General features: G+C 45.7%; 14 protein-coding genes. 7 read left to right on the top strand and 7 right to left on the bottom strand.

Features of this window, described 5'->3' with window-relative positions:
* Nucleotides 1-86: 86 nt before the first annotated feature.
* Together ABNE31_RS08525 and ABNE31_RS08520 are read right to left on the bottom strand one after the other, a co-directional pair.
* Nucleotides 87-725 carry a hypothetical protein gene (locus tag ABNE31_RS08525; protein WP_293290501.1) on the bottom strand — a complete coding sequence of 213 codons (639 nt, stop codon included), beginning with the start codon at nt 723-725 and terminating at the stop codon, nt 87-89.
* Nucleotides 726-1,197: 472 nt separating this feature from the next.
* Nucleotides 1,198-1,947, bottom strand: coding sequence for a DeoR/GlpR family DNA-binding transcription regulator (locus ABNE31_RS08520; RefSeq protein WP_349350922.1), 750 nt, complete (start codon nt 1,945-1,947; stop codon nt 1,198-1,200).
* A 208-nt stretch (nt 1,948-2,155) separates the two neighbouring features.
* On the opposite strand from ABNE31_RS08520, the gene ABNE31_RS08515 reads away from it, so the two are divergent.
* The 6 genes from ABNE31_RS08515 to murQ all read left to right on the top strand — a co-directional run bounded on the left by ABNE31_RS08515 (nt 2,156) and on the right by murQ (nt 10,671).
* A complete protein-coding gene (locus ABNE31_RS08515; protein ID WP_293290892.1) occupies nt 2,156-5,134 on the top strand; it encodes a SusC/RagA family TonB-linked outer membrane protein in 2,979 nt (992 codons plus the stop codon).
* A 12-nt stretch (nt 5,135-5,146) separates the two neighbouring features.
* Nucleotides 5,147-6,481 (top strand): RagB/SusD family nutrient uptake outer membrane protein, encoded by a 1,335-nt coding sequence (locus ABNE31_RS08510; protein ID WP_166250138.1) that lies wholly within the window; start codon nt 5,147-5,149, stop codon nt 6,479-6,481.
* A gap of 121 nt (nt 6,482-6,602) precedes the next feature.
* Complete coding sequence (locus ABNE31_RS08505) at nt 6,603-7,265, top strand: class I SAM-dependent methyltransferase (protein ID WP_293287543.1); 663 nt, start codon at nt 6,603-6,605, stop codon at nt 7,263-7,265.
* Between the two features lies 1 nt (nt 7,266).
* Nucleotides 7,267-8,343: an anhydro-N-acetylmuramic acid kinase gene (locus ABNE31_RS08500; protein ID WP_166250137.1), complete on the top strand. Its 1,077-nt coding sequence runs from the start codon at nt 7,267-7,269 to the stop codon at nt 8,341-8,343.
* A 37-nt stretch (nt 8,344-8,380) separates the two neighbouring features.
* Nucleotides 8,381-9,835 (top strand): sodium:solute symporter, encoded by a 1,455-nt coding sequence (locus ABNE31_RS08495; RefSeq protein WP_240905085.1) that lies wholly within the window; start codon nt 8,381-8,383, stop codon nt 9,833-9,835.
* Complete coding sequence (gene murQ / locus ABNE31_RS08490; protein WP_349350921.1) at nt 9,832-10,671, top strand: N-acetylmuramic acid 6-phosphate etherase; 840 nt, start codon at nt 9,832-9,834, stop codon at nt 10,669-10,671. Before ABNE31_RS08495 ends, murQ begins: the two co-directional genes overlap by 4 nt.
* Before the next feature lie 273 nt (nt 10,672-10,944).
* Here the strand turns inward: murQ and ABNE31_RS08485 are convergent, their stop codons facing one another.
* The 4 genes from ABNE31_RS08485 to ABNE31_RS08470 form a co-directional block, all read right to left on the bottom strand.
* A complete protein-coding gene (locus ABNE31_RS08485) occupies nt 10,945-11,781 on the bottom strand; it encodes a DUF932 domain-containing protein (protein ID WP_349350920.1) in 837 nt (278 codons plus the stop codon).
* Nucleotides 11,782-12,042: 261 nt separating this feature from the next.
* Complete coding sequence (locus ABNE31_RS08480; RefSeq protein WP_306014342.1) at nt 12,043-12,282, bottom strand: hypothetical protein; 240 nt, start codon at nt 12,280-12,282, stop codon at nt 12,043-12,045.
* Between the two features lie 22 nt (nt 12,283-12,304).
* Nucleotides 12,305-12,556 (bottom strand): hypothetical protein, encoded by a 252-nt coding sequence (locus ABNE31_RS08475; protein WP_179385375.1) that lies wholly within the window; start codon nt 12,554-12,556, stop codon nt 12,305-12,307.
* Nucleotides 12,556-13,317, bottom strand: a complete 762-nt coding sequence (locus ABNE31_RS08470) for an SOS response-associated peptidase (protein ID WP_293287558.1) — start codon at nt 13,315-13,317, stop codon at nt 12,556-12,558. Before ABNE31_RS08470 ends, ABNE31_RS08475 begins: the two co-directional genes overlap by 1 nt.
* A gap of 546 nt (nt 13,318-13,863) precedes the next feature.
* On the opposite strand from ABNE31_RS08470, the gene ABNE31_RS08465 reads away from it, so the two are divergent.
* On the top strand, nt 13,864-14,799 hold the full coding sequence (locus ABNE31_RS08465; protein ID WP_293287561.1) for a nitrilase family protein: 936 nt from the start codon (nt 13,864-13,866) through the stop codon (nt 14,797-14,799).
* Nucleotides 14,800-14,882: 83 nt separating this feature from the next.
* Here ABNE31_RS08465 and ABNE31_RS08460 read toward each other — a convergent pair whose 3' ends face one another.
* Nucleotides 14,883-16,319, bottom strand: a complete 1,437-nt coding sequence (locus ABNE31_RS08460) for an SLC13 family permease (protein ID WP_293287563.1) — start codon at nt 16,317-16,319, stop codon at nt 14,883-14,885.
* Between the last annotated feature and the right edge of the window lie 41 nt (nt 16,320-16,360).

Here is a 16,360-nt window from a genome sequence, read left to right as displayed (position 1 = left end):
AAAAGGCTTTAGAACGAAGATGGGACCGCTAAAAGCCATAAAGCAAAATCAGTTGAAATCCAGGTATTTCAGATGGTCAGAAATCATCAATAAGCCTGTTTTTGGGGATATATCTTTCTTTTCCTTTCCCTCCGTAGGCCCATTATGAGACCCACAAAGCCAACCGAAAAACAAACCAGCAACCAAAAGGCCATGTTATACTTGTCAACCAATAGCCTATATATGAATGTGAGGGCGAATAAGAACAACCCGAGAATTTGCCAAAGCACATCTTTCTCCAGCCTAACGATTTTATCCAACTTAGGAGGTAGATTACATAGTATCTTGATTTCATTCCATTCCCAAATGATAAGCAAAAGATTTGCGAACAACATTGATCCGGTTATCACAGGGGTATAGGCAAAATAGTAGGACAACGTAATGATGAAGACATTCAATATGATCGGAAGATTGATCAATGCTCCAAGTTTTGAGAATCTTTGGGTCATAAGCAAGAATCCCGCTATCAACTGCGCCATCCCAATAAACTTCCAATACAATCCGGATTGGTACATGGTCTCAAAAAAATGCCAAGCGCTACCGATTGGTTCCAGTGCTCCACTTTCCGAGGTGAAACGAAGTCCTTTTATTTTGATCAGGCTGGCGAAAACGAATGCACCACCTAGTAAATACCTTATATAGATGATAAGAATTTGTGGTACTATTTTTTCTTTGAGTCCATTCATAGTGGTCGGTGGTTTCAAACTAGACGAAAAGAAACAAAGTTTGTTACTTAAAATAGCCTATACCGATTACCTAAAGCTTAATCCATTTGATGGAGAAGAGAACCAAAAAAGGGAGGGTCCCTTGTTTTCCGGAACATCTGATATAGGGTAAAGCCGGGAAGTAACTGTTCATTTTAAAATAGTATCAACCTTTAAACCCATCTAAATACCAAATATAGCTGCATATCCTTGGGCCCAACAGTGCAAGGTCAAGGAAACAAACTGCAAAAAATGCCATTTGTGCGACTGCTTCCTTTCATATTTTCCTCACCCCTTCGCTAAAAGGAATTTGATATTCCCGATTGCGTGGAGGAAAATAGTACAAACGCCCCAGCTTGGTCAGTGCATTTGTTATCCCTGCTCCATCCAACGCTGGGCCAACAAAAAAGAAAATGAAAACCTCCTTTTAGATGCACACCATAGCGTATGTAGATCAAACTACATCAACACCGGTATTTCTAAAATCTTCCAAGATGTTAGCGGTAGGCTCCAGTTCCGTAATCATCGTAGTTATATCGCTCATCTCACAGGTTTTATATCGGTTCCTTGAGTTCAGCTTTTCCGATATCGTAAGGAGGACCGTACTCTTCGAAGCCTGAATGACCGCGTTTTTGACCTGGACACTTTCCCAATCAAACTCCGTTAGCCCATAGTTCGCATCGACATATCCTGTTCCGATAAAGCCGTAATCGGCATTGATCTTCGACAAATTGTGGATTGCCTGTCCACCGGACGCAATTTGGGACTCTTTCGCTATGGTGCCTCCCAAGAAAATCACCTCCAGCTTCGGCTTTTTGCACAATTCTATGGCAATGGGCAGGCTCAAGGTAAAACAGGTAAGGCTCATTTTTTCGGGAATGTTCCTGGCAAATTCCAGACAGGTCGTTCCCCCATGGATGATGATGATATTGCCATTGCGCAATAATTGCACCGCTTTTTTTGCAATGATCCGTTTCTTTTCGATCGCGTAGACCTTGGTCTGTTCCCCGGTATTATTGGCATAGGCCAGGGAAACGGCCCCACCGTGCACCTTTTTTAACTTTTTTTCGGTATCCAGTTGTATCACGTCCCTTCTGACCGTGTCCACCGAAACATTGAGAACCTCAGCGATATCGGCCAATAAGACCCGGTTATGTAAAGCTACTTCATTCAATATCAGTTGGTGTCTTTCTTCCTTGAGCATGGTGTTGGTATGGGTTGGTTCGGTACTATTCGCATTAAATGTAGCAGGATTTTGCCATATAACTGAAATTTAATTTATATTTTCGATATATTGCAAATTAAAACCGCAAAATATTGCAAGTTATCATTTTTTGGTTACTTTTATGGAAACGTACAACTTTCAAAAAATGACATTAATTCTCGAAATCAATTAATTAACTCAGTGTAAAATGGAAAAACGAAGTTTAAATCACAACAAGATCCTATCCAGACTGGCCGGTTTTCTGATGCTGTTCGCAAGTGCTTTCGCATTTGCACAAACATCGGATTATTCCTTTAGCGGTACGGTTAGCGATAGTAGCGATGGGGCACCGATTCCAGGTGCATCCGTATTTATCAAGAATACTACCATTGGGGGAGTAACCGACTTTGACGGAAAGTATTCCTTCACTGGAAATGTGGCCAGCGGGAGCTATCAATTGCAGGTAAGTTATCTAGGGTACACCACCAAGACGGTGCCGATTACCATAGGTTCGGAAGGGAACGTGGTAACGGACGTCATGCTTCAAGAAGACCTTTTGAGCTTGGACGAAGTCGTGGTTACCGGTTCTACGGTAGGAGTGAACAAGCGTACCTTGGGGAATTCCATTTCTTCGGTCAAGTCGGAGGATTTGGTGAATAATGGTGCCACTGCTGTAGACCAGGCCATTTCCGGAAAAGTCACCGGCGCCTTGGTCCAACAAAACTCAGGTGACCCTGCTGGAGGGATAAGCATTCGTTTGCGGGGCCCCAGCACCGTTCTGGGAAGTTCAGATCCCTTGTATATTGTGGATGGGATCATTATTAGCAATTCAAGTAACCAGTTGATCGACCTAGGAGGTAATGCACAGAACAGATTGGCCGACTTGAACCCAAACGATATCGAGCGTATCGAAATCATAAAGGGTGCCGCTGCGGCAGCCGTTTATGGATCTAGGGCCAGTAATGGTGTGGTACAAATATTTACCAAAAAGGGAAGATCTGGGGAACCAAGGTTCAGTTTTTCCACGAATGTAAGGGTCAATGAACTTCGTAAAGAAATAGATTATAACACGGTCCCGCTATCATGGGTCGACCCGTTCGATAGGAATAACCTGGAGACAGTTCCGGCAACTCGATACAACTATCAGGATGAATTTTTCGGCACGGGATTCGGTGTTGAAAACTATATTTCCATGAACGGGGGCAATGAGAAGACCTCTTATTTTCTTTCCGCATCCCATTTGGACAACGAGGGAATCATAGAGAACACGGATTTTCGGCGTATCGGCTTTAAGGCGAATTTGACCCAGAAGGCCTTTGATTGGCTGACCGTAAATGCAGGACTGAATTACGTGCGAAGTGTAAGTAGCGATATTCCCAACGGCGGTATCAATGCTGCTTACGGGGCCATTACTGGCTTTGTGTTCAGCGATAACTCGATCAACCCCTTTCCCAATGAATCCGGTGTCTACCCCGTTACCTCCAATTTAGTTCCACGGACCAACCCTCTGGAAGCGGTCAACCGCTTTGATTTCGGACAAAAGGTCAACCGTTTCATCACAAGTATCGGATTGGACGCCAAAATCACCGAGAAGCTTTCCGCCAACTATACCTTGGGATTGGATTATTTCAATCAATCCGCTACGGCATTTATCCCCATCAACAATACGTCACCGAACGGGAACGGATTTGCCAGAAGATCGGACATCAACAATTTTCAATATAACAGTGATTTGAACCTGTCCTATAAAACCAATATCAATGAAGCGATCACGTCAACAACTACCTTGGGCGGATCTTGGCAGTATGAGGAGTTTGACCGTATAGGCATCAGCGCCGACGGACTACCGCCCATCGTGGAAACCGCGGAAAGCGGCAGCATATTGGCCCAAGGAGAGGGCAGATCACAGATATCGTATTGGGGTGCCTTTATCCAACAATCGTTTGGCTATAAGGACAAACTCTATATCAACGGTGCGTTGCGGCAGGATGGTGCCTCTACTTTTGGCGAGGACGAGCGCAACCAGCTCTATGCCAAGGCGAGTCTGTCCTATATTCTTTCCGAGGAGGACTTTTGGGAGGATACCTTTGGGGATGCCTTTAGCACATTTAAAGTAAGGGCCTCCTGGGGACAGGCGGGGAACCTTACCGCACTTACGGCATTTCAGCGTTTTACCTTGCTCAATCCGGCAGCCATCAATGGCTCTCCAAGTTTGATTCCAAGTACCCAACAGGGGGATTTGAATATAGCGCCGGAGCGGCAAGAGGAAATAGAGTTCGGTTTTGACGCCGGGTTCTTGAACAATAGACTGGGTATCGAAGCGACCTATTACAAGCAGGATGTCACGGATCTATTATTGCCCAGGGAGCTTGCCCCATCGACCGGTTTCGCTTCCCGAATAGAAAATGTGGGCAACTTGGAGAACAAGGGTCTGGAAATTCTTTTAAAGGGTTCCCCCATAAAATCAGAGGATTTTTCGTGGGACATTACCGCCACCTACTCCAAGAATGAGAATACGGTTACCAATGTTGCCGGTGGAGGGCAGTTTGCGCTCGCGGGCAGTTTCTCGACCAACTTTGTCATCGAAGGTGAACCATTGGGTGTATTCTACAGACAGTTCTATGCTCGCGATCCCGATGGAAGTATTTCCTTGGATGAAAATGGATATCCCTTTACGGGGGTCACGGAAGATGGTTCCACATCGAAAGTGATCGGTGATCCCAACCCAGAATGGTTCGGTTCCCTGATCAATGAATTTACCTATAAGGACTTTTCCTTTAGGGTCCAGTTCGATGCCGTTCAAGGATTCGATGTCTTCAACTGGAACAGAAGATTGTTGGACAACGTCATCTTTGGAGGCGGGTTCAATGTAGGCCAGGAATTATTGGGTAACCGACCTAAAGGTTTCGGAGGTGCACAGGCAGGTATTTTCGAGGAATTTGTTGAGGATGGTTCTTTTGTAAAGCTTCGGGAATTGGCCCTAAGCTATAATCTAAGGGAACCGTTCAAAGGGGTCGATAATTTGAAGATCAGTCTAGTGGGCAGGAACTTGATTTCTTGGGATGACTACAGTGGTTGGGACCCTGAAATCAACTCTGCCGGACAGAGCAATGGAGTTAGAGGATTTGATTTTGCCGGGGTACCTATCCCGCGCACATATCAAATAGGTATAAATGTCAACTTCTAAAAAAGAACAACGATGAAAAAACATAACATATACAGCACCGTATTAACACTGATGTCAATAGTACTATTGGCTTCTTGTGAGACCGATTTCGACAATCCCAATGCCGCAACGGTAGATGAAACCTTTTCATCCCGTGAAGGTATTCTCGCGGCATCCGTCGGACTACAACAGTTGTACTCGACCACGGGGGTACGATGGGCCGTGGAAACCCCTGCGATAACGACGCGGGAAGGCGGTATTACGACCACCTTCCAGAATATGATCGAACTTGAGGATGGCGGAACAAGCTTGCCCAATTTCAATTCAAATGTGCAGGGCTTATGGTCTTCCATGTTGCGCATCATAAAAATAGCCGAGGATATCGAGGCCAATGCAGGAACCATTGAATTGGAGGCAGGAACACAGAGCGGCCTGATAGCGCATGCCAAACTGTTCAAGGCTTTGGCCATAGGAAATTTGGCACAGAATTTTGAACAGGTCATCGTTGTCTCCAATACGGATAATCAGGCTGAATTTGTCCCAAGGGTATCTGGCTATGAAACGGCCATTACTTTGTTGAACGAAGCAAAAAGTGCCATCGATGAGAATCCCGTTTCACAGGAGTTCATCAATGCCGTAACCTTAGGGAATATCGATGTCCGCAATGCCATCAATGCATTGCTCGCACGATACAATCTGTTCGCGGGAAATTATGAAGCCGCAATAACCGCTGCAAACAGCGTGGACCTTACAAGCACGTCCACGTTTGAGTATGATGCCATCAATTTGAATCCCATTTGGAGCCGTGTCTTTCTGAACAATGCACCCAACTTTAAGCCAAGGGATAATTTTGGCCTCCCGTCCGAATTTGTCTTCGATCCTGCCGATGGGCGTAACGCTTTCTATTTGGTGCCCTTGGACGAAACCAATCAAAACGGATTGCCGATTGAGGACTTGGCGGGCTTTTTCAACGTAAATACCGGTTCCATACCTGTTTACATTCCGGATGAGATGAATTTGATAGTGGCGGAGGCAAATATCAGAAAGTCGGGTCCTGACCTTGGTGCTGCCGTGGCCGCCTTGAACGAAGTGCTTACCGATACCGATGATCCTTTCGGAATCAATGCCAATGTAGGCCCTTATGCCGGTGCGTCAACATCAGAGGCCATTTTGATGGAAGTATATAAAAATCGAAGGGCAGAACTCTTCTTGACAGGTATGAGCTTGGAAGACAGCAGGAGATTCGGTAGACCGGAACCCAGTGGGACATCAATGATCTACACGGAAGAAAGAAACCGCAACTTCTATCCGTATCCCGATCTGGAGAGAAACAGTAATCCGAATACCCCAGATGACCCGAGCATATAAACTACTATAGCATAGCGGTTTGAGTTAGTTTTAGTTTACTGGGCCTACAACCTCTGTTTTTGTTGTAGGCCTTTTATGTACAATCATGGTTTACGCTTAATTAATTTTAGAACGGTAGGATATGATGAACCAAAAGATCATAGACGCTTGGAACAAAAACGCCAAGGAATGGATAAAAGTCATTGCCAACGAAGAAATCGGGTCCAGGAGATTTACCAATAAGGCCATTGTTGGCGAACTAAAAAACCTTGCTGGGGATAAGGTGATCGATATAGGCTGTGGAGAGGGATGGCTCACAAGGGCCATAACGGAAATGGGAAAAAAAGCGGTAGGAATAGATGCCATCGAGCCGCTATTGGTCGCAGCCCGATCGAAAGGGCCTGAGTCCTATCACCAAATGTCCTATGAGGATCTCATGGAGGGACAGCCCATACCAGAAGCTCCTTTCGACATCGCGGTATTCAACTTTTGTCTTTATCAAAAAGAAGGCCTTACCGATCTTTTGCGTGCCACAAAAAATCAGTTGCATACGGAAGGTAAGATCTTGATTCAAACGCTGCACCCCTTTTTTATGTTCGATAATGGACTGGATTATAAAAGTCAACTGATTTCCGATTCATGGCAGGGGCTACCCGGTAATTTTAGGGACGGCCACGAGTGGTATGCGAGGACTTTGGAAGATTGGGTCAACATCATCGGGGAATCATCCCTACAGCTGAACAGCATCAAAGAAGTTTTGAATTCGGAGGGCAGACCGATTTCCCTGATATTGAAAATCGATTGAAATGAAGACGTTTAAGGTAATTGGTTTAATGTCGGGAACATCCTTGGATGGCCTGGATATCGCCTATTGTCATATCTGGAGAACAGGCGATAGGTGGGATTTTGAGATCAAGAAGACCAAAGGCATACCGTATAACAATGGATTGAAAGAACAGCTTAGGAAATCCATATATCTATCTGCCAGTGAACTCCTGGCTTTTGATGTGAAATATGGTATTTGGCTGGGTGAAAGGGTAAAGGATTTTATTCAAAGTGCCGGAATTGAAGTAGACTTTATTGCGAGTCATGGGCATACCAGCCATCACCGACCAGAACTTGGCTTTACCCATCAGTTGGGCTCTGGGCAGTACCTGGCCAATACCGCTGGGTACAAAGTTATTTGTGATTTTAGGAATAAGGATATCTCCTTGGGAGGCCAAGGTGCCCCCTTGGTTCCCATAGGGGATAGCCACTTCTTCCATGCATACGATTTTTGCCTCAATTTGGGAGGAATCAGCAATATTTCTTTTGAGCACAAAGGCCGGCGAATCGCTTACGATATCGGTCTCGCGAACATGGTATTGAATCACATCACGGCAAAGATCGGATTACCCTACGACGATGGGGGACAACTGGCGCAAAAAGGAAGGCTCCTTCCCAAACTTTTAAATGATTTGAACAAGCTAGAATATTATCAGCAACCCTTTCCCAAATCAACCGGATTTGAATGGTTCATGGAACAAGTAGTGCCTATTCTGGATCATTACGATAATGACCCAAAGGATTTGTTGCATACCTGTATCCATCATATATGCGAACAGATAGTTGTACAGGTCAATTTAAACCGCTCCCAAAAAGAGGCCAGTATGCTGGTGACCGGTGGAGGTGCAATGAACGGCTATTTGATAAGGGTCCTGCAGGAGCAGTTGGGGACGACGGGGAAATTGGTCATCCCGCCTGCGGAAATCATAGCGTTCAAAGAAGCCGTTGTATTTGCATTGATGGGCGTGCTAAAAATGGTAAATGAAACCAATGTGTTGAGCTCCGTCACAGGGGCGTCCAAGGATTCCTCCTCCGGCATCATTTACGAACCGCAATAGCCAGTAGCTTATTGTTGAACCACAAAAACCGTTTTCGTTGGACCTTACCCTGATCTTTTTCGTCATTCTCTTTTATTTTCTGGTGCTCATGGCCATTTCGTATGCTACTTCCAGAAATAGTGGCGATGAGACCTACTTTACCGGGGACCGTCAATCTCCCTGGTTTTTGGTTGCCTTTGGTATGATAGGTGCCGGACTTTCGGGAGTAACCTATGTGTCATTGCCCGGGATGGTGGGAAACAATAATTTTCATTTCTTCCAATTCATACTGGGTAACGTCGTCGGGTATCTCTTTATCACTTTTGTACTCATCCCGCTGTATTATCGGCTAAGGTTGGTATCCATCTATTCCTATTTATTGGAACGATTTGGTAATAGGGCCTATAAAACCGGATCTTTGTTTTTCCTGATTTCCCAGTCCTTTGGTGCTTCGCTACGGTTATTGTTGGCGGCCAAGATCCTCCAATTTGTGTTTTTTGAAAAGATAGGAAGCCCGTTCCCAATTACCGTTATCGCCATTTTGTTAATGGTTTGGCTGTATTCGTATAAGTCCGGCATCAAAACCATTGTTTGGACGGATACCCTTCAAACCATCTTTTTGATCTTAGGTGCCCTGATCACGTGTTACTATGTAATTACTTCATTGAACCTCACATTTACGGCATCGATAAATGAGATTGTCGACCATCCCTATTTTGATGTCTTCAACTGGGAACCCAAGTCGGACAATAACTTTTTCAAACAGTTCATTGCAGGTATTTTGGTAGCGATAGCGATGATCGGATTGGACCAGAATATGATGCAAAAGACCCTTAGTTGCAAGAATGTATGGGAGGCACAGAAAAATACACTGAGCTACAGTTCCATATTGGCCATAACCCAGTTTCTGTTTATGGGGCTGGGCATCTTATTGTATATCTATGCCGAACATATGGGATTAGGGTTGCCCATGGACGCAAATGGTACGCTATTGGATACCGATACCTTATTCCCGAATATTGCGTTGAACCATTTGGGCCCTGTGACCGGAATCTTTTTTCTGTTGGGCGTTATAGCAGCTTCTTTTTCAAGTGTCGATTCCGCCTTGACGGCATTGACTACGTCCTTTACCTATGATTTCTTGGACATTTCAAACAAAACCGTTAAAAACCCCAAACGAATAAAGAACATCGTATTGTTTGGTTTTTCCATAGTTGTTTTTGGGATCATTATGTTATTTTCAAATAGCAGGGGCGATGTAATTTCCTTGATCTTCAATGTGGCTGGATATACCTATGGTCCTTTACTGGGGCTTTATGTATTTGGAATGTTTACTACCATAAAAATCAAGGACCATGTGGTCCCGATCATATGTGTTCTGGCTCCCATAGCCACCTATCTTTTGAGCCTGTTTCTCAAGGACACCTATGATTTCGATATGGGTTTCATCAATATTGCCGTAAACGGTGGTTTAACTTTTTTAGGATTGATTTTAATTAAAACAAAGAAATGAGTAATAACAAGTATATGACCGAGCAGCCTTCGAATTATGACGGTCTCGAAAAGATGGATACCCTCGAATTGCTGACCAACATCAACCATGAGGATAAGGGCGTTCCTTTGGTGATGGAAAAGGCAATTCCTCAAATCAAGGAATTTGTCGATCATGCGGTTACCAAAATGAAAAAAGGGGGCAGACTGTTTTATATCGGCGCAGGCACCAGTGGAAGGCTGGGTGTCCTCGATGCCTCGGAATGCCCCCCTACCTTTGGGGTGTCCGATGATTGGATCATCGGTCTGATTGCCGGGGGCGACAAAGCCTTGCGAAAGGCAGTGGAAAACGCGGAAGATGATTTTGATCAAGCTTGGAAAGACCTTCAAGCATTCAATATCAGTGAAAAGGATATTGTACTGGGGATTGCCGCCTCAGGTACTACGCCCTATGTCATTGGAGGAATACGAAAGTCCAAGGAACATTCCATTTTGACGGGAAGTATAGCCTGTAATGCCCATGCACCCCTTTCTAAGCTATCCGATCATCCCATAGAGTTGGTCGTGGGGCCGGAATTTGTCACCGGCAGCACACGGATGAAAGCCGGGACGGCACAAAAGCTTGCCTTGAACATGATTTCCACCTCCATTATGATCCAATTGGGCAGGGTACGCGGGAACAAGATGGTGGATATGCAATTGTCCAATAAAAAGTTGGTCGACCGCGGTAAACGAATGTTGATGGAGGAATTGGATATTGACGAAAAACTAGCCGGTCAATTATTGGAAAAACATAAGAATATCAGAAAGGTGCTGGACTCTTATGACTCCCAAATAAAAAAAAGAATGGGTTCGTAAATTGAAAGAACAGCGACCGAGCTGCAAGACATCACCATTTCGCGCCATAAAATGGTTGATTTCGAATCTACCTACAAAAGCATGAATTATCCCTGAACTTAAATTGTACCAAAACAAACATCTCGAATGCCTTGCTAATGGTGGGTACCCAATGTTCAAACGATTCTGTTTTGAATCTTGAGTTGGTGAAAAAGGGGAAATACTGTAGAGGTTGTAGTGTAATCGGTGGCAATACTCCGGTTTGGACGGGCACCGGAGCGGCCCTTTGGACCGTTAGGCCATTTCATAAACCGTCTCGAACAATTGCCTGTCCAACTGTTGCTGTTTGGCAAAGCCCTTCTTGAGGTTACGGTGCAATACTGCGTTGAAGGCATTATAGCCCAACCAGAGGTTTGGGGTACTGCCGAGTTGCAATGCCTCTGCATCAAGGATCTCAAGGACCTCTCGGGCCTTTTTAGAGTGTGCATCATTGGTATCGCTGCACTCATAGCGGAACAGTTGGGTCCGCTCCAGCACTTCCCTGACAAAATCCTTGGTATCCAGCAGTTCCACGGTCATCATCCGATGGAACCTACCGGAAGTACTGTAGAACTCATTGTCGAGGAATCTGCGGAACAGTACTTGGAGCCCGGGCATGATGAGCTGCACCGCGTTTTTGTGGTGCTTGATGGAAAAGCCGATTTCCGTCCGGGCCACGTGCAGGCCATTGGAACAGACTTTTCGGTAGAACCCAAAATGGCCTGCGGTACGTTCGCTCCCATCGTAGGCATTGGTAAACCGCAGCATCGGTAAAATGACGTCCTCACCTTGCCCTACCGAGAACTGGGTACTGTCGGTAAGGACAAAGTCCACGCTGAAACTACGGTCCGAACGGTTAATGCTCTGACGGGAGTATGTCAGATCGGCATCGATGAGCAATTGCTCCGCCTTTTTGAAGAACAGTTCATTGGGAATATGTCCATAGCGTTGTGACACGATGTTCACGATCTTGCCGTTGCTGACCACGGCCTGTTCCAAGCCCTTTCGTACGGGCATTCCGGTCAATTCGTTTAGAGGTCTGATCTGTACCGGCACAAATACCTCATCCTGCTGTAAGTTGTCTACATACATCTTTTTATGATTTTAGGTTAAACAATATTTACAGTGGTCTACAAACGGAAGGCAGCACGTTGAGCGGCGAGGAAACGGAATAAATAGGCCTGCCCAAGGGCAGGAGACGGCCACAGCGGGGGCTTTATGCCGTCCCTTGTCCGATACCGGGATGCGACGTTTATCTTTTGTAGGTATTGGATAACAGGGAAAGCGGCTGCTCCAATGTGTTTTCGGAATGAACTGGGATGACAGCAATCGAAAGACGATACTCAGGTAAGGTCATCCTTGGATAAGGCGATCGAGAAATGCGATGTAGGCACTGACCTTTCCATGAAAGTCCTCAACCCCGTAGGTCCCGGAGCAAAGATGGGCCTTTTCCCGTATGGCATAGTCCACCAAAGTGGCCCCATCACTGAACAGGATGTAGTGCTGCAGCAAGAGTGCATTGAAATCATCAGAAGCTTGGATCCGATGGGCAAATGTATAGGGAAGGTCCATACCGCGCACTAGGTTCTTCATATACCGAACAGTTAATTCTTGATCATAGAAAACCCAAAATGTCCTGATAGACCGTATCGGTATATTTGTCCATTTTCTTACCATGCACGAACACACCCATGTTCAGTATGGAACCTTGTTGCGGGCAAAGTTCCAATTCGATAAAAAATCGGTCCATGGCATACAGTTGAAAACAACAATCGATGGATCTGAAAGAGGCCACATAGACCGCATCGTCCCAAAGGGTCTCCCATTGTTCCTCTTTGGACAGTGCCAAATAGTCGTATATCCGCATCAATAGGTCGTTTTAACATTGTCATAGGCCACGGGGACCATGGCCTCGGGTACATTGCCCACGGCATCCTTGCCCCGCAGTTTCCCGACGGTATGGGCCGCCAGTTCCGATTCGGGATAGGGTCGCAACAGTTCTTCCAATTGCTTTTGGTCCAGCTCGTCCCGATACGGTTTCAACCATTCATCTTCCAATCCATCGGGCAAGATCACCGGCATACGCGGTCCCTCCATCTTGGGATTGTTATGGATCTCAGCCATCATGGGATTGCCTTCGGTGGTCACAATGGAAAAAGTATTGAGGATTTCCCCGGTCTCGGGGTCGGTCCACTCGTTCCATAGACCCGCCAAGGCTATGGGCCGAAGATCTTTACGGGAGATGTAATAAGGAACGGTTGCTTTGCCATGATGGTGGTGTTCATAGAACCCATCGATATAAATGAGGCATCGCTTTTCCCTTGCGGACGTTTTAAAGGAATTCTTCTCAAAAATGGTCTCCCCACGTGCGTTTAGGGTATTGTTCCAGATTGCCTTTTTATCCTTGGCCCAAAAAGGTATCAATCCCCATTGGGACACCACAGGAGCATTGGGACTTTCATTGGTATAAATGAGCATCTTGGGATGTTGGAAACCCGTCACATGGAACAGGGGCAGGTCGGTCTCCCTGACCATTTTTTCCTGGATTTCACGGATGGCATGCTCATCCGCATCCCGCATGGCCCTTTTGAGCTGTGTTTCCAGCTGGGCATTGACATCGTAGCACATAATTGAGGTTGTCTAAAACTAATCTTTAATGTAGTGATTCCAATGTATACTACCAAGTGTTTAGCCCCATATTGGTAGAGCGGGGCTAATTACATTTCAAAATAAAGCTGTGCTAACGATCGATAATGACCGCCCCATTTGGGGGTGTTACCGCACGTATTGGAAAATAGCTTCATTGCATTACGCTACTTTTCAATAATGATTCCCACATGGTGCTCATTCAAAACCTGATTTCAATTACCACCTTCACCTTTTCCAAAATATCCAGGTAAACAAATGGATTGTCCACAATGATTCCAATTGGGACATCGCCTTTGAGAGGCATCCATCTTTATGAAGGTTAACCCACGCTTCGATCAATGCCCTATTTTAGTTCATCCTTTCAAATCAACCATTGAGCGTAAAAAAGGTATTCCATAGCACCACATTTGTGTCCATGTTCCAATGCCGTTCGGATAAATAACCTTATTTTACCTCCTCGAACAAAACCAGCTTTATTCAACAAAAAATATATAATGGGTTGGTATAAAGCGACCTTAATTCGACATGAACGTAGCAGTAGCACAATTTGAGCCCAAGGACGGCGATAAGGCCTATAATCTTTCCATCATCCGCAAACTTGCCAAGAAGGCCCGTGCCAAAGGTGCAGATGTAATCAGTTTTCATGAAATGTGCGTGACCGGATACACCTTCACCAAGGATCTGGACCGAAAGGATTTGACCAGTTTGGCAGAAGAAATCCCAAGCGGCGAAAGTACGAAGGATCTCATATCCATCTCAGCTGAACTGGGCATCCCCATCCTTGCCGGTCTGGTGGAAAAGGCAGAAGGAAAGTTGTACAATACCTACATCTGCGTTACGGCCGAAGGGGTGGTGGCCAAATACCGTAAAATCCATCCGTTCATCAATGCACATTTGTCCGCTGGCAACCAATATTGTGTATTCGACCTACTGGGTTGGAAATGTGGCATCCTGATTTGTTACGATAACAATGTCATTGAAAATGTACGCGCTACAAGTCTTTTGGGAGCAGAGATCATATTTGCTCCACATGTCACCGGCTGCACGCCATCCTCCATGCCTCATCGGGGCTATGTAGACCAAAAATACTGGGACAATCGCTTTAATGATCCCGTTTCGCTACGTTTGGAGTTTGATGGCCCTAAAGGAAGACGCTGGTTGATGCGGTGGCTACCTGCCAGGGCCTATGACAATGGTGTTTATTACGCCTTCTCGAATCCAATTGGCTATGACGGTGAGCATCTTAAAAATGGGAACTCTATGATTTTGGACCCTTATGGCGAGGTCTTGTCCGAGATACGATCTTTTGATGACGAAATTACCCTATCAAAAATTACAAAGGACAAAATACAGCTATCCGGTGGTTGGCGCTATAAAAATGCCCGAAGACCAGAGCTCTATAAGGATATATTGGGAGCAGACCATAGCGCCGACACAAGTCCGATTTGGATGAAGCAGTAATGGACCGGTCCATGAAACGAAATTACAATGCCCGGTTCATGTAGTCAGGTCTTTACACTATGCCAAGACTTCCCCAGTCGATATCAAAACGGCCCCATCAATAAGGGCATCACCCAATAAATGAAAAGCGAAATAAGAACTATGGATAGTAAGTTCATAAAAAGTCCGGCACGTACCATATCGGGAATACGCAAATAGCCCGAACCAAAAACAACAGCGTTGGGAGGTGTTGCCACCGGCAACATAAACGCACACGACGCTGCCGTGGTACAGGCCACCAACAACATCAGCGGGTCTATTTTCAAGGTAAGGGCCAATGGCGCCAAAACAGGAAGCAACATGGCTGTGGTGGCCAGATTGGATGTGACCTCTGTCAAAAAATTGACAGATGCGATGATCAGCAGCAAAAGCAAAAGCAAAGGCAGGCCGCTGAAGAATGTCATCTGTGCGCCCAGAAAAGAGGCAAGACCGGTATCTTGAAATCCTTTGGCGATGGCCATGCCCCCACCGAACAGTAAAATGATGCCCCATGGTATGCGAACCGCTTCCTGCCAATTGATCAACGGACGTCCTGTTTGGTTTGCCGGTACCAGAAATAATAGCACCGCCGAGGTTATGGCAATGATCGTATCGTCCATATGGGGAATGAACCTTTCAAGCAAAACCGACCTGAAAATCCAGCACAGCGCAGTGAGCACAAAAACCAAGAGTACTCTTTTTTCTTCCTTTTGCAGAGGGCCCAGTTCGTTCAACAATCGCTCGATCTCCCTTTTTCCCCCAGGAAAAACAGCATTTCTTAAAGGAAAGGCTACACGGGTCAAATAAAGCCATCCCAAAACCAATAGCATGGAGGATAAGGGCAGACCGAACTTCATCCAATCCCAAAACCCTACATCCCAGCCATAGGCCTTTTGGACAAATCCCGCGAATACCAGATTTGGTGGCGTTCCTATCAAAGTGGCAATACCACCGATGGAAGCGGCATAAGCGATGGCCAGCATCAACAACTTACTGAACACGGTGTTTTCATCCACTGGAGTATTTGGATTGTCCTTTAATTGCTTGACAATGGAAATGGCCATCGGCAATACCATTACCGTGGTCGCGGTATTGGATATCCACATGGACAAAAAAGCGGTTGCTACCATAAAGCCCAGTACAATACGGTACATATTGGTGCCAATGACCCTTATGATATGCAACGCTATTCTTTTGTGGAGGTTCCATTTTTCGATGGCCATGGCCAATATAAAACCTCCCATGTACAGGAACACATACTTATGGCCATAGCTTGCGGTGGTATCCCCCAATGGAAGGGTATCCATGAGTGGAAACAGAACGATGGGCAACAAAGCGGTAACCGCGATCGGGATAACCTCAAACACCCACCAAACAGCGATCCAAAGGGTAGCCGCCAGCACGTCACGTCCCTCATGGGAAAGGCCTTGGGGCTCAAAACAGCACCTTACCAATACGAAGAGCAACGGTCCCAATACCAAGCCCAGTCTTTTATAGCTCATATCCAGTCATTCCAATTTGGCATAAAAAAGGGACGGCTCCC

Source organism: Flagellimonas sp. MMG031, assembly GCF_040112705.1.
In the GTDB taxonomy this organism is placed as follows: Bacteria; Bacteroidota; Bacteroidia; order Flavobacteriales; family Flavobacteriaceae; genus Flagellimonas.
The sequence above is the reverse complement of the archived record's forward strand: the minus strand, read 5'-3'. Positions and strand labels throughout refer to the sequence as shown.

Excerpts from the sequence above, each read along its gene's own strand:
- ABNE31_RS08460 (WP_293287563.1), bottom strand. The coding sequence starts at position 16,319 with ATGAGCTATAAAAGACTGGGCTTGGTATTGGGACCGTTGCTCTTCGTA.
- ABNE31_RS08520 (WP_349350922.1), bottom strand. The coding sequence starts at position 1,947 with ATGCTCAAGGAAGAAAGACACCAACTGATATTGAATGAAGTAGCTTTA.
- ABNE31_RS08510 (WP_166250138.1), top strand. The coding sequence starts at position 5,147 with ATGAAAAAACATAACATATACAGCACCGTATTAACACTGATGTCAATA.
- ABNE31_RS08485 (WP_349350920.1), bottom strand. The coding sequence starts at position 11,781 with ATGTATGTAGACAACTTACAGCAGGATGAGGTATTTGTGCCGGTACAG.
- ABNE31_RS08470 (WP_293287558.1), bottom strand. The coding sequence starts at position 13,317 with ATGTGCTACGATGTCAATGCCCAGCTGGAAACACAGCTCAAAAGGGCC.
- ABNE31_RS08465 (WP_293287561.1), top strand. The coding sequence starts at position 13,864 with ATGAACGTAGCAGTAGCACAATTTGAGCCCAAGGACGGCGATAAGGCC.
- ABNE31_RS08475 (WP_179385375.1), bottom strand. The coding sequence starts at position 12,556 with ATGCGGATATACGACTATTTGGCACTGTCCAAAGAGGAACAATGGGAG.
- ABNE31_RS08525 (WP_293290501.1), bottom strand. The coding sequence starts at position 725 with ATGAATGGACTCAAAGAAAAAATAGTACCACAAATTCTTATCATCTAT.
- murQ (WP_349350921.1), top strand. The coding sequence starts at position 9,832 with ATGAGTAATAACAAGTATATGACCGAGCAGCCTTCGAATTATGACGGT.
- ABNE31_RS08505 (WP_293287543.1), top strand. The coding sequence starts at position 6,603 with ATGATGAACCAAAAGATCATAGACGCTTGGAACAAAAACGCCAAGGAA.
- ABNE31_RS08500 (WP_166250137.1), top strand. The coding sequence starts at position 7,267 with ATGAAGACGTTTAAGGTAATTGGTTTAATGTCGGGAACATCCTTGGAT.
- ABNE31_RS08515 (WP_293290892.1), top strand. The coding sequence starts at position 2,156 with ATGGAAAAACGAAGTTTAAATCACAACAAGATCCTATCCAGACTGGCC.
- ABNE31_RS08480 (WP_306014342.1), bottom strand. The coding sequence starts at position 12,282 with ATGAAGAACCTAGTGCGCGGTATGGACCTTCCCTATACATTTGCCCAT.